The sequence below is a fragment of the Thermorudis peleae genome (assembly GCF_000744775.1).
GTDB lineage: Bacteria > Chloroflexota > Chloroflexia > Thermomicrobiales > Thermomicrobiaceae > Thermorudis > Thermorudis peleae.
Genome location: NZ_JQMP01000001.1, coordinates 431,986 through 455,741, shown reverse-complemented (window position 1 = coordinate 455,741; position 23,756 = coordinate 431,986). Strand labels below are relative to the sequence as shown.

General features: G+C 59.2%; 29 protein-coding genes. 10 read left to right on the top strand and 19 right to left on the bottom strand.

The window, feature by feature from the left end:
• Positions 1 to 7: 7 nt before the first annotated feature.
• From csrA to fliP, 18 genes are all read right to left on the bottom strand, one after another.
• A complete protein-coding gene (csrA, locus tag N675_RS02110; RefSeq protein WP_051913863.1) occupies positions 8 to 274 on the bottom strand; it encodes a carbon storage regulator CsrA in 267 nt (88 codons plus the stop codon).
• Positions 262 to 732, bottom strand: coding sequence for a flagellar assembly protein FliW (gene fliW / locus N675_RS02105; protein WP_081886768.1), 471 nt, complete (start codon positions 730 to 732; stop codon positions 262 to 264). Before fliW ends, csrA begins: the two co-directional genes overlap by 13 nt.
• Positions 733 to 754: 22 nt before the next feature.
• Entirely contained in the window at positions 755 to 1,630 is an 876-nt protein-coding gene (flgL, locus tag N675_RS02100) for a flagellar hook-associated protein FlgL (protein WP_038037635.1), read from the bottom strand.
• Positions 1,631 to 1,638: 8 nt separating this feature from the next.
• Positions 1,639 to 3,045, bottom strand: coding sequence for a flagellar hook-associated protein FlgK (flgK, locus tag N675_RS02095; protein ID WP_038037633.1), 1,407 nt, complete (start codon positions 3,043 to 3,045; stop codon positions 1,639 to 1,641).
• A 12-nt stretch (positions 3,046 to 3,057) separates the two neighbouring features.
• Positions 3,058 to 3,444, bottom strand: a complete 387-nt coding sequence (locus N675_RS02090) for a hypothetical protein (protein ID WP_038037632.1) — start codon at positions 3,442 to 3,444, stop codon at positions 3,058 to 3,060.
• A gap of 12 nt (positions 3,445 to 3,456) precedes the next feature.
• Positions 3,457 to 3,774, bottom strand: a complete 318-nt coding sequence (flgM, locus tag N675_RS02085) for a flagellar biosynthesis anti-sigma factor FlgM (RefSeq protein ID WP_038037631.1) — start codon at positions 3,772 to 3,774, stop codon at positions 3,457 to 3,459.
• Positions 3,775 to 3,881: 107 nt separating this feature from the next.
• Positions 3,882 to 4,664, bottom strand: coding sequence for a flagellar hook-basal body protein (locus N675_RS02080; RefSeq protein ID WP_051913862.1), 783 nt, complete (start codon positions 4,662 to 4,664; stop codon positions 3,882 to 3,884).
• Positions 4,665 to 4,685: 21 nt separating this feature from the next.
• Positions 4,686 to 5,429, bottom strand: a complete 744-nt coding sequence (flgF, locus tag N675_RS02075) for a flagellar basal-body rod protein FlgF (RefSeq protein ID WP_038037630.1) — start codon at positions 5,427 to 5,429, stop codon at positions 4,686 to 4,688.
• Positions 5,426 to 6,058 (bottom strand): anti-sigma factor, encoded by a 633-nt coding sequence (locus tag N675_RS02070; RefSeq protein WP_051913860.1) that lies wholly within the window; start codon positions 6,056 to 6,058, stop codon positions 5,426 to 5,428. The genes flgF and N675_RS02070 overlap by 4 nt, the downstream gene beginning before the upstream one ends.
• The gene (locus N675_RS02065; protein ID WP_038037629.1) at positions 6,039 to 6,488 is read right to left on the bottom strand and encodes a hypothetical protein; all 450 of its coding nucleotides are present in this window, start codon (positions 6,486 to 6,488) and stop codon (positions 6,039 to 6,041) included. Before N675_RS02065 ends, N675_RS02070 begins: the two co-directional genes overlap by 20 nt.
• Positions 6,489 to 6,504: 16 nt before the next feature.
• On the bottom strand, positions 6,505 to 7,317 hold the full coding sequence (locus N675_RS02060; protein WP_051913859.1) for a FliA/WhiG family RNA polymerase sigma factor: 813 nt from the start codon (positions 7,315 to 7,317) through the stop codon (positions 6,505 to 6,507).
• Between the two features lie 20 nt (positions 7,318 to 7,337).
• A complete protein-coding gene (locus N675_RS02055) occupies positions 7,338 to 7,607 on the bottom strand; it encodes a G protein-coupled receptor family protein (RefSeq protein WP_038037628.1) in 270 nt (89 codons plus the stop codon).
• Positions 7,608 to 7,746: 139 nt separating this feature from the next.
• Positions 7,747 to 8,784, bottom strand: coding sequence for a flagellar biosynthesis protein FlhF (locus tag N675_RS02050; RefSeq protein ID WP_038037626.1), 1,038 nt, complete (start codon positions 8,782 to 8,784; stop codon positions 7,747 to 7,749).
• Between the two features lie 3 nt (positions 8,785 to 8,787).
• Entirely contained in the window at positions 8,788 to 10,854 is a 2,067-nt protein-coding gene (gene flhA, locus N675_RS02045) for a flagellar biosynthesis protein FlhA (RefSeq protein WP_038037625.1), read from the bottom strand.
• Positions 10,854 to 11,918 carry a flagellar biosynthesis protein FlhB gene (flhB, locus tag N675_RS02040; protein ID WP_038037623.1) on the bottom strand — a complete coding sequence of 355 codons (1,065 nt, stop codon included), beginning with the start codon at positions 11,916 to 11,918 and terminating at the stop codon, positions 10,854 to 10,856. The genes flhA and flhB overlap by 1 nt, the downstream gene beginning before the upstream one ends.
• Positions 11,919 to 11,922: 4 nt before the next feature.
• Positions 11,923 to 12,696 (bottom strand): flagellar biosynthetic protein FliR, encoded by a 774-nt coding sequence (fliR, locus tag N675_RS02035; protein ID WP_038037622.1) that lies wholly within the window; start codon positions 12,694 to 12,696, stop codon positions 11,923 to 11,925.
• Between the two features lie 9 nt (positions 12,697 to 12,705).
• Positions 12,706 to 12,975, bottom strand: a complete 270-nt coding sequence (locus N675_RS02030) for a flagellar biosynthetic protein FliQ (protein ID WP_038037621.1) — start codon at positions 12,973 to 12,975, stop codon at positions 12,706 to 12,708.
• Positions 12,976 to 13,027: 52 nt separating this feature from the next.
• Positions 13,028 to 13,828: a flagellar type III secretion system pore protein FliP gene (gene fliP, locus N675_RS02025; RefSeq protein ID WP_051913857.1), complete on the bottom strand. Its 801-nt coding sequence runs from the start codon at positions 13,826 to 13,828 to the stop codon at positions 13,028 to 13,030.
• 249 nt (positions 13,829 to 14,077) lie between these two features.
• Here fliP and N675_RS02020 point away from each other — a divergent pair, with 249 nt between their 5' ends.
• From N675_RS02020 to N675_RS01975, 10 genes are all read left to right on the top strand, one after another.
• Complete coding sequence (locus tag N675_RS02020; RefSeq protein ID WP_038037620.1) at positions 14,078 to 14,317, top strand: flagellar FlbD family protein; 240 nt, start codon at positions 14,078 to 14,080, stop codon at positions 14,315 to 14,317.
• A gap of 3 nt (positions 14,318 to 14,320) precedes the next feature.
• Complete coding sequence (locus N675_RS02015; protein ID WP_038037619.1) at positions 14,321 to 15,133, top strand: flagellar motor protein; 813 nt, start codon at positions 14,321 to 14,323, stop codon at positions 15,131 to 15,133.
• Between the two features lie 3 nt (positions 15,134 to 15,136).
• A complete protein-coding gene (locus tag N675_RS02010; protein WP_051913855.1) occupies positions 15,137 to 15,868 on the top strand; it encodes a flagellar motor protein MotB in 732 nt (243 codons plus the stop codon).
• Positions 15,869 to 15,883: 15 nt separating this feature from the next.
• Positions 15,884 to 16,399 carry a flagellar basal body-associated FliL family protein gene (locus N675_RS02005; protein WP_038037618.1) on the top strand — a complete coding sequence of 172 codons (516 nt, stop codon included), beginning with the start codon at positions 15,884 to 15,886 and terminating at the stop codon, positions 16,397 to 16,399.
• Between the two features lie 15 nt (positions 16,400 to 16,414).
• Positions 16,415 to 17,446: a flagellar motor switch protein FliM gene (locus N675_RS02000; RefSeq protein ID WP_051913853.1), complete on the top strand. Its 1,032-nt coding sequence runs from the start codon at positions 16,415 to 16,417 to the stop codon at positions 17,444 to 17,446.
• Positions 17,422 to 17,781: a flagellar motor switch protein FliN gene (gene fliN / locus N675_RS01995; RefSeq protein WP_038037617.1), complete on the top strand. Its 360-nt coding sequence runs from the start codon at positions 17,422 to 17,424 to the stop codon at positions 17,779 to 17,781. Before N675_RS02000 ends, fliN begins: the two co-directional genes overlap by 25 nt.
• Positions 17,781 to 18,548, top strand: a complete 768-nt coding sequence (locus tag N675_RS01990; RefSeq protein WP_038037616.1) for a FliO/MopB family protein — start codon at positions 17,781 to 17,783, stop codon at positions 18,546 to 18,548. The genes fliN and N675_RS01990 overlap by 1 nt, the downstream gene beginning before the upstream one ends.
• A 59-nt stretch (positions 18,549 to 18,607) precedes the next feature.
• Positions 18,608 to 19,666, top strand: coding sequence for a M42 family metallopeptidase (locus tag N675_RS01985; RefSeq protein WP_038037615.1), 1,059 nt, complete (start codon positions 18,608 to 18,610; stop codon positions 19,664 to 19,666).
• Between the two features lie 53 nt (positions 19,667 to 19,719).
• Positions 19,720 to 21,453: a hypothetical protein gene (locus tag N675_RS01980; RefSeq protein WP_038037614.1), complete on the top strand. Its 1,734-nt coding sequence runs from the start codon at positions 19,720 to 19,722 to the stop codon at positions 21,451 to 21,453.
• 96 nt (positions 21,454 to 21,549) lie between these two features.
• A complete protein-coding gene (locus tag N675_RS01975; RefSeq protein ID WP_231577897.1) occupies positions 21,550 to 22,533 on the top strand; it encodes a uroporphyrinogen decarboxylase family protein in 984 nt (327 codons plus the stop codon).
• Here N675_RS01975 and N675_RS01970 read toward each other — a convergent pair.
• Positions 22,530 to 23,750: a hypothetical protein gene (locus N675_RS01970; protein WP_038037613.1), complete on the bottom strand. Its 1,221-nt coding sequence runs from the start codon at positions 23,748 to 23,750 to the stop codon at positions 22,530 to 22,532. The two genes, N675_RS01975 and N675_RS01970, sit on opposite strands and share 4 nt — an antisense overlap.
• Positions 23,751 to 23,756: the final 6 nt, after the last annotated feature.

Below are 23,756 nucleotides of genomic sequence, written 5' to 3'. Positions count from 1 at the left end.
CCTGAGGTTAGCGGCTGCCTTCGTTCGTCAGGGGATGGCCATCGTGTGGCAAGCGCTCACGCAGCTGCCTCAACAGATCTGGCTGTGCTCCCGCGCGAGCTGCCTGGGCATTCTCGGCTGAGACGGCATCAGCCAGTTCAGCACGCAGCACAGCCACATCACGTGGCGCCACAATGCCAAGACGAACCCGTTCACCTTCGACGCCGAGCACGACCACGCGGATCGCGCCGCCAATGACGATTGCTTCACCAGTGCGGCGGGTTAGGACGAGCATGGCTCGCCCTCAGGTGTCTGGGAGCTAAGGGGATAGCGGACTGGCCAGGGGGAATCAGCGAGCACAAGCTGGAAGCCGAGGCCACGGCCGAAGTCGATGACAAGCGGGCCGAGCAGATTTGCGGTAACCGTGCCATCCTCCTGTACTGTCAAGGTGCAATAGAGCTGCACGGCTGGGTCGGAACCCACACCAAGCGTCGCGACGGTTGTGGCATCGTTCGGCGCAAGTCGCTGGCGGTAGTCAGGCACCAGCGCCTCGACTTCGGCGAGGACAAAGGCCACTCCCTCTTCATCATTGGAACGAAGGAGCAGCAAACCGGGGAGATCGGGCAGTGCAAGGAGCGTGAAGTGCTGCCAGTCCGGACACCCAACAAGGCCATTGGGGAAAAGAATCGATGCTGGCAGGGTGAGTGCCGGCGCGTCGTCAAACGACGACGGACGAGGTTGTGGTGCGACCATCACGTCTTCCTTTCTGCGCTACCTAGCGCAGGTAATCGGCAAGTGTTGGTTGGATGGCTTGTGCGGCTGCCTGTAGCGCCGCGCGATAGGTGAGCTGTGCTTCAGCAAATTCTACGCTTGCTTGTGCCATGTCAGCGTCTTGGGCTTGGCTGAGCAGTCGCAGCGTGCTGGTCTGAGCCTCGAGCAAGCGGTTACGCTGGGCGTCGAGGCGGTTGGCTTGCGCCCCGATTTGCGCCTGTGCTGCCAGCAACTGGGAGTGCGCATTGTCAAGGACACCGAGGCTTGTTTGAATGGCAGCAGTGTCATTCGCAGCAACTGCGTCGCGTGCCTGCTTTATCGCCTGCAGCATCGGTGTGATCGCGACGTTGCCAGGGACGTTGATCGTCAGTGTTACGCCGCTATCGATGATCCGCGTGAGTGCGCCATTATCGCCCTGATAGGTTGGCGGGTCAGTTGTGGCGTCAAACGGAGCGGTCTGCGTCTTCTGGCCGCTGAAGAGATACTGGCCGGCGTGGGCGGTGTTGGCCGTGGCGACGATCTGCTGCTGGAGCGCGGTCAGTTCGTTCCAGATTGCCTGGCGGTCTGCTGCTGAGAGGGTGTCATTTGCGGCTTGGACGATCAGCTCACGGGCGCGCTGTACAGCATCACCAATCGTGGAAAGCGCCTGGTCGGTGAGATCGAGCCAGGACTGCGCTTCGTCAACGTTCTTCAAGTACTGGGTAATCTGCGCTTGGGACGATTGGAGTCGCAAGACGGTCGCTGTGCCGATGGGATCGTCAGAAGGCTGTCGGATTTGTTTGCCCGACGACAACTCACTCTGTACCCGCTCAAGCCGTTCGAGGTTGGCGGAGATGTTACGGAGAATCGTATCCATCATCATGTTCTGCGTAACGCGCATGCTGCCTCCTATCGCCCAACCACGCCCATGCCGTTGATGACCTTGTCCAACATTTCATCGACGGCAGTAATCGCTCGCGCTGCCGCCTCATAGGCATGCTGGAACTTCACCAGATTCGCCATCTCCTCATCCAACGAGACGCCTGAGATTTGCTTGCGCTGGCGGTCGATCGCATCGACGAGTGTCTGTTGGTTCTGTTGCGTCACCTGTGACTCGCGCGCGTCACCGCCCAGCTGAGCGATCATGGTGTTATAAAAATCGCCGATCGTCGCAGTGTTGTTATTCATCACGAGCGCTTGCCGCAGATTTGCAATCTGTAGTGCGACATCGGCATTGCCAGGCAGTTGTGCTTGGCTCGATGCCGCGACATCTTCAGGATGCGCGACGAGGACCGGGTTGACTTGCAGATCGCCTGCTGCATCAACAAGGAAGAAGGGACGGTTTGGTGGTGGCCCAGCAGGATCCGTTAAGCCATAGCCGGTTTGGTGGAGCGCGTTCACCTGATTAGCAAGCGCATCACGGATCTGTTCGATCTGCGTCAGCATACCTGGCACGGTCGTGTTGTAGAGGTCGACGAGTGCCTGGAGGGAGCCGCGACCAAGGGTTGCTGGCCCGCCACCCTGCCAATCAACTTCCACCTGCCCGCCATTCAACGTTACAGCAAGCGAGAACGCCTGATCATAGCTAACGAGCGGCATGCCCCCAAGGTCTACATCGAGCGCACCGTTCGTCTGCGGCGTGACGGTAATGTCGGCATACTGCGCGAGCTGGTCGAGCAATTGGTCGCGTTGGTCTTCTAAATCATTCGGTGTCTGGCCGACCGCAAGGACAGCGACGATCTGCTTATTGAGTGCGGCAATTCGCGAGGCTAAGCTGTTTACCTCATCGACTTGGAGTGAGAGTTTCTGAAAGAAGTCGCCCTGCAGTTGTTTGAGCTGACTCCGTGTCCGGTTAATGTTCGTTGCAAGTGTTGTCGCCTCCTGGACGAGGCTTGCTCGTGCGGCAAGATCTTCTGGTTGATTCGTCACGTCCTGCCAGGCGTTCCAGAAGCGATCGAGCAGCGCGCTCAGGCCATTCGTGCTCGGCTCGTTGAAGACTGCCTGCAGCTGGTCATAGGCATCCACCCGGGTGTTCGCTTCACCGAGAGCATGAGACTGTTCGCGATACTGCTGGTCGAAGATGGCCTCACGGACGCGACTAACAGTCTGGGCAACGACACCGGTGCCAACTTGTCCGGCGTAGGTGCTGCGATTGAGTGCGGGAACGGTGTAGGGCGGGGTTGTTACCAGATCGACCCGCTGCCGCGAGAAGCCCGGGGTGCTGGCATTGGCGATATTATGGCTCGTGGTTTCAACGGCTTGTTGCTGGGCGACGAGTCCGCGGTAGGCGGTCTCTAGTGCACGCAAGAGTGACATACGCCCCTCCCTCTAGGCCGACCGATCGACGCCGTAGCGCGGCCGGAGTACGCCATAGCTCGCCTGTGCGGTAAGTTGGGCTTGACAAAGGGCGAGCGCCTGGGCGTTTGTCGTCAGTAACGTCTGCACGAGCATCCGAGCCTGCTGCAAGCGTGCCCGTATTGCCGCGAGTAGTGCTTGTTCTCGCTCCCCCATGGGGTACGTTGCGACCTGCTCAAGAGCCCGACAAGCGGCATTGATCGCTTGCGTTGCCTGGGCGAGTTGCTCAAGATCCCCGGCGCGTAGGCTAGCGATGCAGTCGCTCAAAGCGTTATGCAACGCTGAGAGCGCCACAAGTAGGGGGTCTTGGCCTTCAGGCTGCTGTCCAGCAGTTCGGGATGCTCCAGTGCGTCCAACCATGGGCCGCCTCGCTTACTCCTGCCCACGTGCCAGCGCAGCAGCGATCCGATCCGCAAGCTCGTTGAGTGGGACAGTATAGCGGCCGTTCAGTACCTGGCGGCGAACAGCGTCTACCCGGTCGTGTCGGATATCGGGAGCTTGTTTGACAAGCTCAACTGCACGCTGATACTGCTGGAGTTGTGGTGAAAGTTCTGCGGCCTGCTCATAGGAGTGGCGTAATTCTTGCGTCTCTCGTGACCGTAGCCGCTCGTTGCTCGTGACTGAGGTCGTTCGTTCAGACTGCTGAATGTGCGAAGGTAATCCGACTGACTGATGGATGCCGTCAACCATGCGTCTCGCCTTCTCTTCCCTTCGCGTGCTCGACAACACGAACCCACGCTATTTCTAGCTATCGGCAGGAGACGCCGCAAGCTTAAGGTGGAAGCGCGAGACGGCCACTAACTCCGGGTTTGAATTGCCAGCGCCACCATTTCGTCGGTCGTCTGCAAGGCGCGGATATTGGCAACGTAGGCTCTTTGGGCAATGATGAGTTGCGTCATTTCTGTTGCGAGGTCGACGTTTGCGGCTTCGAGCATTCCACTGCCGATTGTTGGCCAGCCTGGAGCGCCCGGGGTGCCAACTTCAGGTTGCCCAGCGGCTGGAGTCGCACTGAACTGGCCATTGCCCAGTGCGATCAGCCCGTTTGGATTCGGAAATCGTACGAGCTGGAGTTGGCCAACGACAGTCGGGACATTCGCACTGCCCTGCACGGCATAGATGCGGCCTTGAGCATCGACATGGTCAATCCGTGCTCCAGGTGGGAGCGTAATGGGTGGCTCGAGTATCGCGCCATCAGCTGTGACAAGCTGACCGTTGGCATCAATGCTCAATGCGCCAGAGCGCGTATAGGCAACCGTGCCATCGCGACGACGGACGGCGAAAAAGGTCGCACCGTCACCGACAATCGCGAGGTCAAGTGGGTTGCCCGTTACTTGGATTGGGCCTGTGGTGAACTGGCGCGTGACAGCACCAAGCATGACACCGCCACCCAGGTCGACTGGTCCCAGCACGGCCTCTCCAGCGCGCGCGACTTCGCTGCGTTGTGAAGGGAGCGAAACCAGTTGGGCACGTGCAGCCTTGAACCCCGTGGTTGAGAGATTAGCGAGGTTGTTTGCAATGACATCGACTTGCTGTTGGCCAGCCATAATTCCGCTCATTGACGGGAAGTAGACACTCGTCACGACTCCTCCTCACCCGGTTACCTAGGCGCTCACGCGCCCAACGTCATTGACTGCTAGCCGCAGGGAATCGTCAGCAAGCTGCAGCGCACGCTGCGCGAGGGCATAGCTGCGGCTCGCAGCAAGCATTTCGGTCAGTGTCTGCGTAATGTCAACGTTCGACTGCTCCAAGAATCCCTGGCTTACGCCTGATCCTTGAGCCGGCTGGCCAGCGGCGTTGGCCGTGAAGCGGTTTTGGCCAACGGGAGTTAACGTGGCATTTGCCGGGAGGTCAGTGAGCAAGAGCTGGCCGACGGTCTGACCGTTGACCCGCACGGTGCCGTCCGGGTCAACAGCGACATCGCCAGGAGGGATTGTGATCGGACCATTGACACCAAGGACTGGCATGCCATCAGCTGTTACGAGCTGACGCTGCGCGTTGAGCTGGAACCGACCGTCGCGAGTATATTGCACTCCTTGAGGCGTCTGGATAGTGAAAAAGGCACGACCGGTAATCGCCAAGTCTAACGGCCGCCCGGTCTCGACGAGCGCTCCCTGCCGCTCATCGACGGTTGGTTGATCGTAGCGGACAGCGGTCGAGACGGGCCCGACGAGCTGCGCTTGGCCGCCGCCGATGCGACTCAACAGCATCTCCTGAAAGTCGTTCACGCGGCCGATCTCGCGTCGGTAGCCCGGTGTCTGTGCGTTGCTGAGGTCATTGCTGAGTGCCAGTTGCCGGGCAAATTGCGCCATCATCGCTGCAGCTGCTTCATAGAGTGTCCGGATCATGCTCGGCCTCCTCGTGCTGCACGGCTGCGTGCCCGAATGTGGCCAAGAGCAGCCAAGAGCGCGAGATTCGTTGCAAGCAGCCCCAGCGGCGTGCCTGTGCTCAATGGCATGCCGGTCTTGGGCAGGGCCGGCGGCAGCATGCTCAGTTCCGGCGGAGTTCCAGGAAATGCACCGATTAAGACCCGTTGCCCACTTGGGGCAGGAGGATGATCGCTTGATTCAACGGTGACGAGCACAATATCCCAGCCGGCATCGGGAATTGGCTGGGGCAGCAGGATATCAACGTGGGCAAGCGGCTGGCCATCTGGTTGGGTAAAGCTGCCAAGCCAGAAGGCTTGGTTATCCTTTGAGCGGAGGAGCCATAATCCATACCGTTGGCCATTGGGCAGCGACGCAAGCCCGGCAAAGTCAGCCCGCACGTCACCTTCGGAAAGCGTGACCATGACAACACCGTTGGCTGTCGGTGGTCCCCAGGTTGTCAGTGTCGGAACATGCGAAACGATGACCCGCGTTGGCAACGCCTCGGCATTGACAACAGCCGGGGTGATCACGAGTGTGCTTAGCACTGCAAGGACAAGAATCTGTTTCCAGCGTCTTGGCCAACGAACGTTACGGCTGCAGCGCACCATTGTTCTCCCGCCGCCACCCATAGAGCGAGACAGACTCTTCAGCGTTCTCAGCCGACCATGCCGGCGCCCGTAGGTCAAGCGTGGCTTGCAACATCTGCTGTAAGACCTCGAGCGGGGTCTGCCGCAGCTGGCTCGCGACCTCCGCTGCCTGCCAGGACGACGAAGCGCTCTCTGGTGATGCGAAGGGTGGCGTCTCAGATTGCGCAGCGGTGGTAACCGGCTCGGGGGTGAAGTCAGCTGGCTCTGACCAGAACAGGTGCGCATCGCCAGTCTCGGGGGCTCCGGCTCCAAGCTGGGCGAGTACGTCAGCCAACGTCTGCTCCAGTGCACGTTGGCGGAACCAGAGCTGGGCACTCGTCCAGCTTAAGAATGAAACAAGCCCCAGCAAGCCGATCAGGCCGAGTACCTCAACATGCGGTAGATCCACCATTGTGCTTGCCTTTCACTCATGAGGACGTCACGTCCTCGGCCATGACCCCGCGATCGCGCAAGAGTGCACGAAGCTGGAGCCGTACGCGTGTCAGGATCTGGCTGATCCGTGACTCGCTCACGCCCAGCACTTCGCTAATCTCGCGCATCGTTAATTCCTCGTAGTAGTACAGTGACAGGATCAGGCGGTCGCGTTCGCTGAGCTGACCCAGTGCTTCAGCAAGACGATCGCGCAGGTCAGCTTGCGCCGCCAGCTCGACCGGCTCAGGCGATGCTGGGTCAGCTAACTGATCCTCCAGCGCCAGCCCGCTATTCTCTTCATCGGCATGATTGAGTGGTAAGAACAGGCAGGCAACGTCCTGCAACGACTGTTGTAGTTCACTCAGTGAGATGCCCATTTGCTGCGCGAGTTCGGCTTCACGGGGCATGCGCCCATGAGCAGCGAAGAACTCGCGTGAGGCCTGTTCAATCTGGCGGGCACGCTGGCGCGCTCCACGCGGCACAATATCGAGCGTGCGCAACGCGTCAAGAATTGCGCCACGAATGCGTGACACAGCGTAGCTTTCGAACTTGACCCCACGGCTGGGATCAAAGCGGTCAATCGCCTCGATCAGGCCAATGGTTCCATAGCCGATCAGATCATCACGATCAAGACTTGGCGGGAGCATCAAGCGCAGGCGATCAACGACGAACTTGACCAGTGGCGCATACTGCACAATCAGTTGCTCGCGCATTCGCGGGTTGGGGGCAGCCAAATAGCGCTCCCAGAGCATGTCAAGCGACTGCTCAGCTTGGCGGCTCTTGCGTGATGTGATTGCGGCCGCTTGCATTGGCTGCCTCGCTTATCCCTCTACTGCTCGTCCAGTGAACGCTGTCCCACCAGTTTCTCGTCCTCTACCGGCTGTTCGACTGGTCGTTCAGCATGTTGAAAAATCCGCGCGACCAGGCTGCCAGCAACAAGCGTGACTCCAAGAGCGATGGTGCTGCTGATGGCCACCCATGGAAATGGTTGCTGTCGAGCAAGGCCGAGGAGATACACCGCCAAAAACGCGCCAATGCCGAGAAGCAAGATCGTTCCGCGATCAATTGCTGGTTGGTTTGAGGGGCGAATCTGCTGCATATGCTACTCGCTCTCCCTGCGATGCCTCCCTGCACTCCAGAGGGTAACGGTCGTGTGCAACGGATCGGGAGACCCTCCGGTCTGATGTCGCGACAAGACGGAAGTACTGAAACGGCTACACAGCCCGCCACGCTACCGCTTATCCCGAGGCAAGCGGCAGCACACGGCTAAGCGTCCAGAGCGCAAGCTCACCAAGCACCTCCGGCGTTGCGGCCAAGAGATCGTCGGGGATTGCCGTACCAGTGCTGAGGGCGGCGATCGGCAAGCGCGTTTGCTCCGCTAAGCCAATGGCCGCAGCAAGACGGCGTGTCTCATCAAGCCGGGTCGCAATGACACCCGTGGGGTGCACAAGTTGGAAGCGTTCGGCAACCTCGATGAGTTCGCTGGTCTCCGTCGTCAGCGGCAGAACAAGGAAGCAGGCACTCAGTGCCTCGTGGCCAAGCAGACTTCGGAGTTGCTTCATGGCATGGTTGTCAAACGGGTTGGTTCCCGGCGTATCGACTAAGATGATATCGCTCGATGGGGTAGCAAGGGTCTGTCGCAGTGCAGCCGGCGTTGCGGCGAAACTGATTGGCGACTCAACCTGCTCTGCCCATGCCTTCAGGACTAGCTGGTGTGGTGGCAGCAGCCCCAGGCCGAGCACCGAGACCGAGCGCTGGGCACGCTTGAGCTGCACCGCTAGCTTGAGGATCGTTAGCGTCTTACCACTACCGCTAGGGCCGCAGAATGCGAGGGTAATCGGCCGCTCAGTTGATGTCGGCACCAACGTTGTGAGCCGGACAGCGCGACGGATGACGTTGGCGAGTGCTATCCGCCGCTGGCTTGGTGGCCAACGTCGCCCAGTCACGTACGTTTCGAGTACGCGCTGGGCAAGCCCTTCACTCCATCCCATGCTTTGCAGCAACTGTAAGGCCCGGAGTTGTTGACTGCCTGGTGTTGCGCGGCGAGCGGTTGTCAATGGCAGTGTGGTGAACGGTTCGGACGATGGCAGTGCTCCTGCCTGCGCTTCCGGCGCAGCGACTGCGCGGACTTCGACCGTGCCAGCACGCGGGGCTCGCGGGTCAGTTGGCGGAATTCGCCGGACATCGACAATAAGGGCATCCGGGCCAAGCTCGGCTTTTGCCAGCCGGATAGCTTCCTGCACTGATGCTGCCCGGTAGACCTGTCCTGCCTCCATGGCCTATCCTCTCACTGTCCCATGGATCTGCACTTGCACGCCAGGCGCAACTTCGGAGTACGCCAGCACAATCAGGGTCGGCAACGAGCGTCGTAGCAGGCGACTGACGGCTAGTCGCAGCCCTGCAGGCACCAGCAGGATTGGCTGATAGCCAAGGCTAGCTAGCCGCTCCATCTCTTGCGCTACGGCCGTGAGCAGTCGCTGCAACCGATCAGGGCTAATGACAAGTTGCATGCCATCGTCACCGCTACGCGGCGCTTCACTCAGTTCGGCGATCACATCAGGATGCAGGGCAAAGGCGTGCAGCACGCCGTCGTTGCCGACATACTGCTGCGTAATCATCGGTGCGAGGATGCTGCGCACATGCTCAGCGAGGATCGCTGGGTTGCGCGTTGTCCGGGCATAGTTGCCGAGTGTCTCCAAGATCGCGACAAGATCGCGGATCGGAACGCCTTCATGTAAGAGCAGTTGCAGTACCTGATGGACTTCGGCAAGTGACAGCTGATGTGGGACCAGCTCGTCGACCACTGCTGGGTGGTCGCGGCGTACGATTTCTAGCAGCCGCTGCACGTCTTGCCGCCGTAGCAAGTCAGCAGCATGCGCCCGAATCACCTCGCTCAGATGCGTTGTCACAACTGAGGCAGGATCAACGACCGTGTAGCCCTGGGCTTCTGCTGCCAGGCGTTGTCCTTCAGCGATCCACACTGCTGGTAACCCGAATGCTGGTTCGCGGCTTTGGATGCCCTCGAGCGCTGGTAAACCGCCGGCCGGTGCCATGACCATAAGGCGATCCGGATAGATCTCTCCTTGACCGACGCGAACGCCACGTACTAAGATGCGGTACTCGTTCGGACGAAGCTGCAAGTTATCGCGAATGCGCACGGTGGGGATAATCATCCCCAGTTCCTGGGCGATCTGTTTCCGGAGCAGCGTAATGCGGCGCAGTAGCGGGCCGCCAGCTGCCTGGTCAACAAGCGGGATCAGGCCATAGCCAATTTCCAGTTCGAGCGGGTCAACCGTGACTGTATCTGGCAGGGATTCCTCGGGTTCAGCCTTGGGCTTGGCTTCGGCGACCTCAGGAACGGGCTGAGCTGGTCGATGTAACACCCAGCTTACCAGGAGCAGCCCGCTGCCACCGAACAGAAATGGCAGGCGTGGTAATCCAGGTGCCAACCCGAGCAGGGTGAGCAGTACGCCGGCAATCGCGAGTGCGCGTGGGGAGCCAAAGAGCTGGCGGACGACACCCTCGCCGAGATTAGCGTCCGTTGCGCTGCGGGTGACAATGATGCCGGTGGCAGTCGAGATGACAAGGGCGGGGATCTGCGAAACGAGTCCGTCACCGATGGTTAGCAAGGCATAGGTGCGGAGCGCTTCCCCGATTGGTAGGCCCCGCTGTAACACGCCGATGGTAATGCCGCCAACAATGTTGATGATGATAATGACGATGCCGGCGATTGCATCGCCCTTGACGAACTTGCTTGCACCGTCCATGGCACCGTAGAAGTCAGCTTCGCGCCGAATCTCTTCCCGGCGACGGCGTGCCTCTGCTTCTGTGATGATTCCAGCGTTGAGATCGGCATCAATGCTCATCTGCTTCCCAGGCATTGCGTCGAGCGTGAAGCGTGCCGCGACCTCGGCGACGCGTCCAGCACCGTTCGTGATTACGACAAACTGGATGACGACAAGAATCAAGAAGACGACCATGCCGACGATGTAATTGCCGCCGACGACAAACTGCCCGAAGGCGTGGATCACCTCTCCCGCATTGCCGTGTAACAGGATGAGCCGCGTCGACGTGATGTTCAGCGCCAGGCGATAGAGCGTGGCCAGGAGCAGCACCGAGGGGAAGGCCGAGAACTGCAGCGGCTCCTGGACGTAGAGCGTCACGAGCAGAATCGTGATTGCGCCGGCAATATTCGTTGTGATCAGGACGTCAAGCAGCCGCGGAGGAATGGGCATAATCATAAGCGCAACCACGGCCACAACTGCGGCCGCAAGCCCGACGTCGCTGTAACGTAGCAGCCGGCGAATGCCGACAACGTCTGTTGGCTTGGCTGGCGACGTTGCCATTAGGCCTCCCTCACCATAGCGCCCGTTCGCAGACGGTAGACATAGGCGATGATGTCCGCAACGGCCTCATAGAGTGTCACTGGGATTACCTGGCCAACATCGACGAGCCGATAGAGCGCTTGGGCGACTGGCCGATGTTCAACAACCGGGATCGCGTGTGCCCGGGCGATTGCCTTGATCCGCTCGGCAACCTGCCCTGCGCCTTTGGCAACGACAATTGGTGCGGGTGTTTCGCGCGGGTCGTAGCGTAGTGCGATGGCAAGGTGCGTGGGATTAGTCACGACGACCGTTGCCTTCGGCACATTGGCCATCATGCGCCGCTGGGCATATTGCCGCTGTAGCTTGCGAATACGTGCGCGAATCTGTGGATCGCCTTCGGTCTGTCGCAACTCTTCACGCACTTCTTCGCGTGTCATGCGCAGCCGCTGCTCGAAGTCCCAACGTTGGAAGAAGTAATCGATTGCCGCAAGGACAAGGTAGACCAAGCCGATACGCAACAACAGCGAGCGAACGGCTTGTCCAAGCGCCTGGCCCAAGCCCATTACGTCAGCACCGGTTAACGCTACAAAGACGGTGATATCTGCCCGAATTACCGGGTAAGTCGCAGCCGTGACAATGGTTAATTTGAGGATGGTCTTCAACGCTTCGAATGCGCCACGTCGTGAGAAGAGACGCTGGAAACCCGCAAGCGGATCGAGGCGACGCCAATCGGGTTTGAGCGCGGCCGGTGCGAACACGAGCCCGCTCTGCACCACTGCCACAACAGTTCCGATTACGGCAACGAGCCCAAGCGGCGGCAAAGCAACGCGCAAGAACAGGCCCGCGCTCTCACGCATCATTGCGGCAAGTAATCCCGGAGTGAGTTCGCGCGGCAGTGAGCTGAAGAAACCTTGCAACCCGGTTGCGAGTGTGCGGGCAGCAAACGCGCCGTACCACGGTATGAGCAAGGCTGCGGTGAGCATCATCACTGCAGCGATGAGGTCAGCGCTACGAACAACTTGCCCGCGGCGACGGGCTTCAGAACGACGTCGCGGTGTAGCGCGTTCGGTCCGCTCGCTCGCCATAGTCTTACCGTAACCCTTCGAGAACTTGGAGCACGTGCTGCTCGAGTCCGGAGCTGACGAGTGTCTGAAGCACGCGCAAAAGGAATGGGAGCGTTAGGCCAAAGACGAGGAAACCGATGAAAAGCTTGGCGGGCAATCCAACGAAGAACACACCAATTTGTGGGGCCATTCGGTTCAAGAGACCAAGGGCGAGATCCACTAGCAGGAGTGTCGCGGCGATCGGCAACCCGATCCGTACGGCATCGGCCAGCATCGTCCCGCTCAACGTAATCACGCTGTTCGCACTCGCCGCCGTTACTCGCCCAGTGCCAACCGGGACCGCTACAAAACTTCGCTGCAGCGCGAGAATCAGCAGGTGGTGGCTGTTTGTCGTAAAGAAGACGAGGGCAGCAAGCGCGAGATAGAGTGACGTCAGCATGCTCCCTTGTGTGTTCAGCGTTGGCTGGAAGAGTGCGCTGAGGTTAAGCCCCATCTGCAGGCTCACAATTGCAGCCGCTGTCTCGACGGCCGTAAAGACGAAGGCAACCCCTAGGCCCATAGCCAATCCAACGAGCGTCTCCCGCCCGAGTGCGATGACAAAGCCAACTGGCGTTGTAAGCCCCTGCGCTTCAACCGGCACAAACGGCGTCAAGATCAGGGTGAGTGCAACAGTGAGCGCGATTTTCGCTTGATTCGGCACGCTCCGACCGTTAAAGCCCGGCAACAGCGCCAGCACGAGTCCAATGCGGACACTGACGAGTAGGAAGACTGCAGCTGAGCTTGGCAAGAGCGCGCCCATTGTCTTTCCTTACCGACGAAGCACCGGCAACAAGGCGAAAACGTCCATCGTGAAATGGCTGAGTTGGTGGGCAATCCAGCTACCGCCGATCAGCAGGATCAGAAAGGTCACCAGAATTTTCGGAATGAAGACGAGTGATTGCTCGTTGACTTGAGTCACCGCCTGCACTACGCTCACCGCAAGACCAACAACGAGCATGGCCCCCAGGAACGGTACAAGTGCGATCAGGAGCGTCACAATCGCCTCACGTGCCAGATCGAGCAACAGTAACTCATCCATGCGTGCCTCTACTCCCCAGTTAGCCCCCGACCTCACTCTTTCGTGTTCACCGTTATGTAAAGCTCGCCACAAGTGAACGCACCAGGAGATCCCAGCCATCGACCATAACGAACAGCAGGAGCTTGAAGGGCAATGAGACGAGCACCGGGGGCAACATGATCATCCCCATACCCATCAGCACGCTCGACACGACAAGATCGATGATTAAGAAGGGAATGAAGAGGACGAACCCCATGGTAAAGGCTGTCTTCAATTCGCTGAGGATGAACGCTGGCACCAGTACCCACGTTGGCACGTCGTCGGGATTACGTGGCCGAGGCAACTTCCCGAGCGTCATGAAAAGGGCGATATCGCGTTCCCGGGTTTGCTTAAACATGAACGCGCGCAGCGGTGCCTCAGCCCGTGTGAAGGCCGTGCGTTGGTCAATCTGTCCTGCGAGATAAGGCTGAAGAGCATCACGGTTGACCTGCTGCCAGACAGGTGCCATCACAAAGACTGTCAAGAAAAGCGCGAGACCGACGATGATCTGATTTGGGGGGAGTTGCGGGATCCCGATGGCACTGCGCACGAACGACAGGACGATGACAATGCGAGTGAACGAGGTCATTACAAGCAAGAGCGCCGGCACCAAGCTCAGTAACGTGAGCAGGAAGAGCAACTCCAACCCAGGGGCAAGGGCACTGCCGCTTCCCCCATTGCTTGGGCCGCTCTGGATGGTGACCTGGGCATCGCCAAGCTTGGCTGTCGCCCCGCAGCTGGCCGTCAGCAATGCGCTGCTGAGGATGCCAAGTAGCCAGCCAGCCTGGCGCCAGCAAGGATGGCATTGTGCGCGACGAATCTTGCGTCTCCCCATCCGTATCACCATGCCTCTCCAGGCGATACCTCGCTGCCAAGGACTGTACGCGCCCACTCGCAACACGCCTAGATCCTGCCCGTCTTCACCGACAGCACGACGCAGGTACCGATCCCCTAGCCTGACCGGACTCCCTAGCTGTCCCCCGGTCGTACTGTCATGGACGGGACGACTGGTTATCTGTGTGGGTTGCTGTGCGCTTTTACACTCACCATTGCCTGGCGTGGGCATGGGGACGGGGGAAGAGGGATGATCCAACTCACACGACTTGATGGCGTACCGCTCGTCCTCAACGCGGAGCTCATTGAGCACATTGAATCGGTGCCCGAAACCGTTATCGTGCTTACGACCAATAAACGGCTCATGGTTCGCGAGACCGTTGATGAAGTCGTCGCACGGGTCTTGGCCTACCGGCAGGCAGTCTACGGATGTGGTCGCGTGTCGCACTATCGACCAGAAGCCACATCAGACGAAGCGGAGAGGACATAAGCCATGGACTTGGCGACGCTGCTCGGCATCATCGGTGGCTTCGGGGCTCTCATCGTCGCATTCGTGCTTGAAGGCGGTCATCTTGCGTCACTCTTGGGCATCACGGCCGCGATGATCGTCTTTGGCGGCACGATCGGCGCAACGATGACAAGCTATGCGCTGAGCGACATCCTCGCTATTCCGAAACTCATCGCCCGTGCCATGCGTACGCCGCCTGATCGTCGTGCGGCGATTGTCGAAGAGTTAGTGAAGCTTGCTGAAATTGCACGGCGCGACGGCTTGCTTGCGCTCGAGAATCATCCGATCGACGATCCCTTTCTCAAGCGAGGGATCATGCTTGTTGTCGACGGCACGGATCCGGAGATGACTGCACAGATTCTTGAGGCTGAGCTTGAAGCGATGGAGGCACGGCATGCCCGTAATTACGGCATCTTCACCACCATGGGTGGCTTTGCGCCAACGATGGGCATTATCGGCACGGTGATGGGCCTTGTTCACGTCCTGGGTAGTCTAGAGAATCCCGACCAACTTGGCCCGGCCATCGCAGTCGCCTTCCTCGCAACGCTCTATGGCGTCTCGTCAGCCAACTTGCTCTGGTTGCCAATCGGCAACAAACTCAAGCTACGCAGCAAGGAGGAAGTTGCTGAGCGGCAGTTGATGCTGGCCGGCATTCTTGGCATCCAAGCCGGTGAAAATCCGCGGATGTTGCGCGAGAAGCTGGTAGCGCAGCTCCCGCCGTCAGCGCGTGAAGCGAAAGGAACGGCTAAGGGTACAAGCCCGGTCGGTGCGGGAGCAATGGCTCCAGGAGGGGAGTAGGCCATGCTGCGCCGCGGCAAGCGGCATGCAGAAGAGCATGAAAACCTGGAGCGTTGGCTAATCACCTACGCCGACTTGATTACGCTCCTGCTCGTCTTCTTCGTCGTCATGTATTCGATTTCGAAGGCCGATGCAGCGAAATTCCGCGCAGTCAGTGCCTCAATCCGCGCCGCGTTCAATATCGATGTGTTGCAACAACCACCGGCCGGTCAGCGCATCACAAGTCCACTCGAGCAAGACCCACGGCTGACAGCGTATTTAGGTGTACGCGCGCAGGTTGCTTCGCTCCTGACGCGCCTTGGGCTTGATCGACAAAATGTCGATGTCGAACTGACGCCGGAAGGTATCGTTATCCATCTCTCAGATGACTTACTTTTCCCGCCTGGCCAGGCACAACTTCGGCCGGAGGCAGCGAAGTTGCTTGACGGCATTGCTGGCATTCTCGCGGCCCTTCCGAATGAAGTTCGCGTTGAAGGGCACACGGACAACATCCCCCCACCACCCGGAAGTTATCCCGACAATTGGGAGCTTTCGGTGATGCGGGCTGTTGTCACAGTGCGGTATCTCACAGATGTGTCGGGGCTCCGGCCAGAACGGTTTTCAGCGGTTGGCTATGGCCCTTATCGGCCGCGAGCGGACAATAGCACCCTCGAAGGACGACGCAAGAACCGGCGCGTTGATATTGTCATTGTTCAACCGATGACAGCCCAGCCGACGGCCGGGCCAATCTCCTAGGGGGGAGGGAGAAACATGGTGAAGCGGCTGCGTAGTCCGAAGATTTTGCTGCCAATAGTGCTGCTGATTGTCGTCGCCGTTGGCGCGTTTGGCGTACTCCACGGCATTGGCCCGTTGACGCTGAACATCAATGTCGGTTCGGGATCCAAGGCTGAAGCCGCGCCGAAAGTGCCCGAACACGGCGTGCCAGTTTCCCTTGGTGAACGCGTCGTCAATTTGGCCGACCCTGGCGGCTTTCGTTACCTCAAGGCAGAAGTCGTGCTTGAACTGCTCGACCCAGAGGTCGATCCTGACAAACTGACCGCCGACCAACTCAAGCAGAAGCAGACAGAGTTGCAAGCATCGCTCAGCCCTCGGCAAGCTGAGATCCAGGACGTACTCACCATGGTGCTCAGTTCGAAGACGGTTGACCAAGTGACGTCGCCGCAAGGCAAGGAAGCGCTGAAGCAAGAGCTTAAAGACCGTCTGCAACCGCTTATCCCGAAGTATCAGATCAAAGCCGTCTACTTTGCGCAGTTTGTGATCCAGTAGGAAAGGAGCCGGTCAATGCCGCGGCAGACCGAGACCGGCGCATATGCACGAAGTACCCTTCCTGGGAAGACCGGTACCGGGCGCGCTGGTCGGCGTCCCATACCGTATGACTTCCGGCGTCCTGACAAGTTCTCAAAAGACCATATCCGCTCGATCCAGAGCATCCACGAGACGTTCGACCGTTATGCTTCCAACTATCTCGCGGCCCAAGTACGCTCTGCCGTTCACATCGAACTCGAGCGACTCGAGCAGATGACGCTTGGGGACTACCTTGACCAAACACCATCTCAAACGGTTCTTGGGCTGGCTGAGCCAGAACCACTGGTTGGGCGATTTCTGCTTGAAATCGATCACGGCATTGCCTCACGGGTAATCGACCGCATGCTGGGCGGCGCAGGCGAGGAACGTCCACCATTCGCTAACACGGGGTGGACAGAAATCGAGCTTTCGCTGCTACGCGATCTCGGCAACGGCCTCTTCCGCGAACTTGCGAATGCGTGGGACCAGGTGATTAAGCTCAACCCATCGCCGGTTGAAATTGTCCTCTCCCCACAACAATTGCAGGGCATTTTGCCGAGTGAGATCATCTTGCTCGTCCGACATACGGTGCGACTTTTTGATGGCGAAGGCTCGCTCAGCGTTATCTTGCCAGCCTCCACGCTTGAACCGATCATGCCGCGACTGAATGCACGGATCCTGTTCGCCAATCCTCGACGGACGACATCGGATGCCGAGACGCGCGCCGACGTTATTGGACAGCTCATGGAGGTTCCGCTGACAGTGCGAGTTGAGATCGGCCGGACAACACTCACTGTTGCTGAACTGCTGGCACTCACAGTGGGCGATGTCGTGGTGTTACAGGCGCCAGTTGACCATCCCTTGCCGGTGCTCGTTGAAGAGGTACCATGCTTCCAGGGCTTTCCAGGGCGCAAGGGCCGTGCACTCGCGGTCCGTATCGCTGGTCTCGCCGACGAAGCGTGGCCGGAGGAGCCAACGTTGGATGAGGAAGGAGGGCGAACGCTATGGCCGACCATCGCAGCGGGATGACACCCAACGAGCCATCAGTGCAGGCGGCTAACTTTGTGCAGCTCGGTGAGGGGGAAGCCGGTGGGCCAGTTCACCCGATTGAATTGTTACGTGACGTCGAGGTAGAGCTAACTGCTGAACTCGGGTCGACCCGTCTACCGATCAAGCACATTCTTGGGCTGCGGCCTGGTTCAGTTGTCGAACTGGACCGACTAGCTGGCGAACCGGTTGACCTGACGATCAATAAGACTTTGATTGCTCGTGGCGAGGTCGTTGTCGTTGACGAAAAGTTCGCGGTCCGCATTACGGAAATCGTCTCGCCGGAGAAGCGCTTAGCAAGTAGTGGACAAAGCTGATGCCGGCCACACGCGCAACCTCGACGAGGCCAAGCAAACAACGCGGCACGTTCCGCGTCCCGCTCTGGCTCGTGCTCCTTCTTGCGGTTCTCGCTGGCCTTGGGATCGGCTTCATGACGCGGCTAGGCGCGCACACGACTGGTAGCGCGCTTGCTGCTCCCACGCCGACACCTGAGACAGCGTTCCTTGCTCAAGGCTATGCGCAACTCGCGGAGCAGGACACCGCAGCCGGGAACGCATTCTCGCTGTGGGGATTACTTGGGAGTTTGGCTCTGCCAGTCCTCCTTGTGATTGTCTGCTTTGTCCTGGCTGCGCGCGGTCTGCGTGCGCTGAACCGACGCCTCACGCAGGCAAGCTCCTCAAGTGGCATGCTGCTCATTCTCGATAGCCTGCCACTCGGCAACGCCGGCACGCTCTTCGTCGTGCAGCTTGGCGAGCGTGTCATGCTGCTCGGTGCAAGCAGCCAACAGCTCACACTACTCCGCGAGCTCCAGCCTGAGGAAGCGCAGGCGTTACGTGCGGCATTGCTGCGGCCTGGTGAGCCTGTAAGCGGTCAACTCGCTCGACGCTTCCGTGACCTTCTCCGTTCACAAGCTGTTCCTGGCTTCCCACAGCCAACGCACCTGCGCAAAGACACGCCCCCACCGTCTTCGCCAAAGCCCGAATCTGGTCACTACACAGTTGCTCCTGCTACATCTCCATCATCTAACCCTCCAACTGGACGATTTGGCTATCACCCATCATCGTCAACGGCGGCACAGCGCTAGCCATTCGCAGCATAACGTGCTACGATCCAGGGCTGTGTTCAGGGAGATGGAGTGTGGTGATGGCAGAGCTTAATCTCGGTCTCCTCAAGCAGCTTTGTGAGACCCCGGGCATTGCCGGCCGTGAAGAGCGCGTAGCAACAGTTGTCCAGCAGGCGCTTGCGCCGCTCGTCGATGAGATACGGCGCGATCCTCTTGGCAACGTCATCGCTATCAAACGAGGCAAGGGTGGCCCACGCGTCATGATCGCAGCGCACATGGACGAAATTGGCTTCATCGTTCGCGCGATCGATGATCGTGGGTTTATCAGGCTACAGCCTGTTGGCGGCTTTGATCCTCGTGTATTGCCGGCCCAACGGGTCCGCGTCTGGACGCGCGAGGGGGATGGGCTCCTTGGCGCACTCCAGGCGACCGTGAAGCCGCCCCACCTTCAACAAGCGGGCGATGACAAGTCGGTGACAATCAATGATCTCTTTGTAGATCTTGGGTTGCCGGCTGAGCAAGTAAAGGCACGAGTCGAAATCGGCGACATGGTCACCCTTGATCGCCCCTGCGAAGTCCTTGGGCCGACAGTGCTCAGCAAGGCACTGGACGACCGTGTGGGGGTCTTTGTCATGATCGAGGCGCTGCGCGCCGTAAAGGAGCACGTAGTCGAGATCGTCGCTGTGGCAACCACACAAGAGGAAGTCGGGCTACGAGGGGCGCAAGTCGCGGCGTTTGGTATTGACCCTGACATCGGCATTGCCCTCGATACGACCATTGCTGGCGATGTCCCAGGCTTTGAGCCTGAAGGCACGGTGACAAAGCTTGGTGCGGGTGTCGGTATTAAAGTCTTCGATACGTCGCAGTTGCCGAACCCAGCGTTGGTCCAGCACTTGCGGGCCATTGCTGATCGCGAAGGTATCCCATACCAGCTCGAGGTGCTTCCGCGGGGCGGCACTGATGGTGGTGCAATCCAGCGAACGCGGGCTGGTGTACCGACGACGACGCTCTCTGTCCCCTCTCGTTATGTCCATAGTGTCAACGAAATGGCTCATCTCGACGATATTGCTGCAGCCGTGCGGCTCCTCACTCGCTTCCTTGAGGAGGCGCATACTGGGCGCTACATCCCTGGAGCATGACGGTCATGGCCTTTGGGGGACAGTGAACCGCCCAGCGTTGCTGAGGCTAGCCAATGTGTTCTTTCCTTCGCCGTTTACTCTGGGGCTGGTTGGCGATTGAGCTGATCACACTCTGCTGGCTTACGCCGGTAGCTGCCCAAGTTGAAACGCCGTCGACGCTGCGGGCTGTGGGGCTGACGCTGTCCCCCGCCCAGCCAATCATGGGTGCAGAAGCAATCCTGACATTTCAACTCGTCGACAGCCAGGACACACCGGTTCGTGGTGCGACAATTCGTGCTGAGTTGCGTGCGCCTGTGACAGCGTACGGTGCACCGAGTCCGCCCCCCGTTGTCGTTGCATGGGGGATGCCTGATCAGGATCCAGGGCACTATCGCCTTGCCTTTCCAACGAATTTCCCCGGCCGCTGGTGGCTGGATGTGACTTGCCTCGGACCGGCTGGACAATTTGGCCAATTTAGCTATTTCCTCACCGTTACGCCGCAGTTCGGATTGGTGCCTGCAACAAGCAACACATTGCTCTTTCTCCAAAGTAGTCAGCGGCAGACCTACTACCGCGTCGATCCCGTTCAGGGTACTGTTGCTACCTTTGCCGCTGATACGATCGTGCGTGCTGCTGGTCATTGGTGGGCTGTCCAGCGAATTGTCACGCCGGTTGCCCAGCCTGATGCCCCACCAGGCGTCCAAAGCTGGCGGCTCACTATCCTCATCACTGACCTTGAAAGTGGCAAGATCCTCTCGCCCATCGTTCTCGACACGCTTCCAGCGAGCTCGCAGAGTACTGCCACTGACACTCCTCCTCTTGCCTTTGCCGTTGCTGGTAACCCCCAACAAACTTTGCTTTATGTCTACTGGGCATGGACTGCCGATCACCAATGGTGGGCACGGATCGGCAGCATCGATCTGGGACAGGCGACGCTGGGATTCACAACGGCGGTCGGCGGAGCCCTCACTGGGTCATATCTCTTTGTTCAGATGGGCACCAGTGACGACGGCAACGAGTTGATTGTCGTCGAGCATACCGTCGCGCTTGGCACGGCAGATATCAACCGATTGAGTCGTTTTGATTCACGTACCCTGACAATGCAGGTAACGAACACGTTTCGCGATGATGGTACGGCAACAACGTGCCTCTTCTCGACACTCGGCATCAATGGGCTGACTCATGGGGTACCGGCGCGATGGTATAGCCTGTGTCCCTTGACCGGCAACCAGTTTGCGCTCGCGCTGTGGAACCCTGAGACGGCTGCGCTCGTGTTCACACGCACACTTGTTGCCGCTGCTGATAGTACCTTCACGCTCGACCAAGCCCAGCATCGTGTGCTGATTCTCAATCAGCATCGTCCAGCTGTACTGGCCAGTGCCGACCTTGGAACAGGAGCTGTGATCTACCCATCAGCGACTGAGAACGATGAGCCACGATCGTTGCTGACACGGCTTGCCCGCTGGCTCCTTGACTGGCTTGATCAGTCAGTAGCGGCCCAATCGTTGCCGTCGCTTTGGGCTGGGGTCGACCCGCAAGGCCAGTGGCTCTATACGGTTGTGCCGGTGATCCAGAATGACCGCGTTGGTGATGGAATCTGGGTCTTGAATGGACGGACATTCGAGGTAGTTGACCACTGGCTGCCTGGCTACCGCATTACCGGCGTGGCGGTTGCCCACAACGGCACGCCAGTTGCTATTATCCCCGGGGACGAAACTGATCGGCTTGCATTGCTTGACCCCACGCACGGCACACCACATGTCATCCTGCAGTTGCCGGGTCACGTCGCTGGCATCGCTGCCTCTTAAGTCTCGCGGAGAACCCCCGGCTGGCATCATGCCCTGTCTCCTGCGTATCATGCCGCTAAAAGGACGAGAACGTTGTTCAGACCGAGAGGACGGACAATGCAGCACACAGGACAAGCCACTGGACTAGGGATGACCAAAACCGAGCGCGTGCGGGCAGCACTTCGTGGTGAACCAGTTGACCGCCCTCCGATTTGCTTCTGGCATCACTTCCGTCCTGCCGGCTCAGGGCTGCGACAAGCCGAGGAAACCTACTCATTCTTCGTTGAGAAGTTCGATCTCGACATTATTAAAGTGATGCCCGATATCCCCTATCCATTCCCCAGACGATCGATTCGGCAACCTGAAGAATGGTTGCTCCTTGAGCCACTCAATCCTGCGCGCTCGCGCTTCTTCCGCGAGCGAGTTGTCACTGTGCGTGAACTACGCAAGCGCGTCGGCAACGACACGCCGATCATCGTCACTGTCTTTAGTCCATGGACTGAAATCCTCCACTTTGCAACGAGCCCCCAACAAGCGCTCGAGCACGCTGAGCGGTTTCCTACCTTGCTGCATGAAGCGTTGGCAACTGTGGCCGAAAACCTCCGCCTCCACCTCCAGGACATCATCGACGCTGGTGCCGATGGCGTCTTCTTCGCCTTGCAGGGCTGCACCAGCAGTGTCATGTCACGGGAGCATTATCGAGCGCTCGCCCGTCCGTACGATCTTTTCGCGTTGCAAGGGGCCCGTGATGGTTGGCTCAACGTCCTGCATATCCATGGCGAACGCGACCTCTTCATCGACGATGTGCTGGACTATCCGGTGCAGGTACTGAGCTGGAGTGACCGACTCGCTGGACCGTCGCTAGCCGAGATGCGGCAAAAGACGCCCAAGACGTTGATGGGCGGCTGGCACGAGTTTGGGCCGTTGAGCAACGGGCCTGAAGATGCGATTCGGGCAGAGGCAGAAGACGCCTTCCGCCAAACCGGCGGACGCGGCTGGATCTTAGCCAATGGCTGCTCGGTGCCCGATGACACCGATGAGCGATGGCTTTACAGCGCGCGTCGGATAGCCGAAACGCTGACGTCGGTACCGTCGGCCTAGCTGCGTACCTGAACGATCTGCTGGCCTGCTGGTTGGCTGTTCAAACGTACAACGACGCGGTACTGTGCCGTTGTACCTGGTGACTGGGCCGGAATTTGATACGGCACATTAATCCACTGGTGGCTGACCTGCAAGCCAGAGATTGGTACGCGCAGGATCTCGACGTCATTACGGTACCAGACTACTTCGAGCAGATCGCTTGGTGTGAGATCACGCACGAGCACGGCAACGTAAACCGAGGCCGGGGCTTGTATGGTCGGTACGGATGTTGTCGACGATGGCGCATGTGTCGTCGGGTCAATCGTCGTGACGATCAAGACCTGTTCGACCGCTGCTTTGCTGGCAGTTGGCGTCGGGCCCAAGATTTGAAACTGGCCACTCAAAGCAAGCGTGCCATCGAGAAGCAGCTCAACACGGTAGGAGCCAGCGAGCAGCGGCTGCTGCGACGTGAGCGTGAACGTGAGAAGATTTGGTATATTGACGGGGTCAGGCCCTAACTCAGCGACTAGCTGGTCGTTGCGATACCAGCGTGTGCGCACGTCTGCACCGATGAGCGTGCCCGCATTCGGTACAAAAGCAACGATCGTCGTAACACCAGCGGGGAAGAGCGTAGCTGGCTGAATCCGCTGGATATCCGGTGCAATATTGGTCGCGAAGAGCAACTGGCGTTCCGGAACGGCGGTTGCTTCCTGGGCCATCCGCCCAGTGACGGTAAACACGATCGAGTCAATTTCCCGATCGTCGACAAGCAGGTGAACAGTATAGTCACCTACCTTCAGCGGCTGTTGCGGTTGCCAGGTTAAGGCGATCCAGCGTGTGCTTGTCACTGGCTGGGGGATTGTACGAGTAGTCCGGCTAACTTCTGTGTCACCGAAATCCCAGACTGCTGAAAGCGTACTCTTACCAGGCAGCGCTGAGACTTCGACGACGAGATAGATCACCGCGGCATTCGCCGGGATTGTTGTCAGCTCACTCTTGGGTGCCTCGGTATCTGCTGCAATTGCTGTTGTCAGGACAAGCCTGCCGATCCGCGGCCCTGGATCAGGCGTTGGTGTCCCATCCGCGCTGCCCTGCCCTTGTGACAGCGGTAACGGTGCTGTCTGCGACGGTATTGGGCCGGGTACACGGGCACTATCGCTACAGGAAACGGTAAGAATGGTAAGGAGCAGGATAACCCCTGCTCGCAGCCATGCTTTCGGGTGAAATCGATGCGTCACGCACGG

What these genes read in the sequence shown, in the direction of transcription:
- csrA (WP_051913863.1), bottom strand. Translation starts at nt 274, where the DNA reads ATGCTCGTCCTAACCCGCCGCACTGGTGAAGCAATCGTCATTGGCGGC.
- fliW (WP_081886768.1), bottom strand. Translation starts at nt 732, where the DNA reads ATGGTCGCACCACAACCTCGTCCGTCGTCGTTTGACGACGCGCCGGCA.
- flgL (WP_038037635.1), bottom strand. Translation starts at nt 1,630, where the DNA reads ATGCGCGTTACGCAGAACATGATGATGGATACGATTCTCCGTAACATC.
- flgK (WP_038037633.1), bottom strand. Translation starts at nt 3,045, where the DNA reads ATGTCACTCTTGCGTGCACTAGAGACCGCCTACCGCGGACTCGTCGCC.
- N675_RS02090 (WP_038037632.1), bottom strand. Translation starts at nt 3,444, where the DNA reads ATGGTTGGACGCACTGGAGCATCCCGAACTGCTGGACAGCAGCCTGAA.
- flgM (WP_038037631.1), bottom strand. Translation starts at nt 3,774, where the DNA reads ATGGTTGACGGCATCCATCAGTCAGTCGGATTACCTTCGCACATTCAG.
- flgF (WP_038037630.1), bottom strand. Translation starts at nt 5,429, where the DNA reads ATGATCCGGACACTCTATGAAGCAGCTGCAGCGATGATGGCGCAATTT.
- N675_RS02070 (WP_051913860.1), bottom strand. Translation starts at nt 6,058, where the DNA reads ATGGTGCGCTGCAGCCGTAACGTTCGTTGGCCAAGACGCTGGAAACAG.
- N675_RS02065 (WP_038037629.1), bottom strand. Translation starts at nt 6,488, where the DNA reads ATGGTGGATCTACCGCATGTTGAGGTACTCGGCCTGATCGGCTTGCTG.
- N675_RS02060 (WP_051913859.1), bottom strand. Translation starts at nt 7,317, where the DNA reads ATGCAAGCGGCCGCAATCACATCACGCAAGAGCCGCCAAGCTGAGCAG.
- N675_RS02055 (WP_038037628.1), bottom strand. Translation starts at nt 7,607, where the DNA reads ATGCAGCAGATTCGCCCCTCAAACCAACCAGCAATTGATCGCGGAACG.
- N675_RS02050 (WP_038037626.1), bottom strand. Translation starts at nt 8,784, where the DNA reads ATGGAGGCAGGACAGGTCTACCGGGCAGCATCAGTGCAGGAAGCTATC.
- flhA (WP_038037625.1), bottom strand. Translation starts at nt 10,854, where the DNA reads ATGGCAACGTCGCCAGCCAAGCCAACAGACGTTGTCGGCATTCGCCGG.
- flhB (WP_038037623.1), bottom strand. Translation starts at nt 11,918, where the DNA reads ATGGCGAGCGAGCGGACCGAACGCGCTACACCGCGACGTCGTTCTGAA.
- fliR (WP_038037622.1), bottom strand. Translation starts at nt 12,696, where the DNA reads ATGGGCGCGCTCTTGCCAAGCTCAGCTGCAGTCTTCCTACTCGTCAGT.
- N675_RS02030 (WP_038037621.1), bottom strand. Translation starts at nt 12,975, where the DNA reads ATGGATGAGTTACTGTTGCTCGATCTGGCACGTGAGGCGATTGTGACG.
- fliP (WP_051913857.1), bottom strand. Translation starts at nt 13,828, where the DNA reads ATGGGGAGACGCAAGATTCGTCGCGCACAATGCCATCCTTGCTGGCGC.
- N675_RS02020 (WP_038037620.1), top strand. Translation starts at nt 14,078, where the DNA reads ATGATCCAACTCACACGACTTGATGGCGTACCGCTCGTCCTCAACGCG.
- N675_RS02015 (WP_038037619.1), top strand. Translation starts at nt 14,321, where the DNA reads ATGGACTTGGCGACGCTGCTCGGCATCATCGGTGGCTTCGGGGCTCTC.
- N675_RS02010 (WP_051913855.1), top strand. Translation starts at nt 15,137, where the DNA reads ATGCTGCGCCGCGGCAAGCGGCATGCAGAAGAGCATGAAAACCTGGAG.
- N675_RS02005 (WP_038037618.1), top strand. Translation starts at nt 15,884, where the DNA reads ATGGTGAAGCGGCTGCGTAGTCCGAAGATTTTGCTGCCAATAGTGCTG.
- N675_RS02000 (WP_051913853.1), top strand. Translation starts at nt 16,415, where the DNA reads ATGCCGCGGCAGACCGAGACCGGCGCATATGCACGAAGTACCCTTCCT.
- fliN (WP_038037617.1), top strand. Translation starts at nt 17,422, where the DNA reads ATGGCCGACCATCGCAGCGGGATGACACCCAACGAGCCATCAGTGCAG.
- N675_RS01990 (WP_038037616.1), top strand. Translation starts at nt 17,781, where the DNA reads ATGCCGGCCACACGCGCAACCTCGACGAGGCCAAGCAAACAACGCGGC.
- N675_RS01985 (WP_038037615.1), top strand. Translation starts at nt 18,608, where the DNA reads ATGGCAGAGCTTAATCTCGGTCTCCTCAAGCAGCTTTGTGAGACCCCG.
- N675_RS01980 (WP_038037614.1), top strand. Translation starts at nt 19,720, where the DNA reads ATGTGTTCTTTCCTTCGCCGTTTACTCTGGGGCTGGTTGGCGATTGAG.
- N675_RS01975 (WP_231577897.1), top strand. Translation starts at nt 21,550, where the DNA reads ATGCAGCACACAGGACAAGCCACTGGACTAGGGATGACCAAAACCGAG.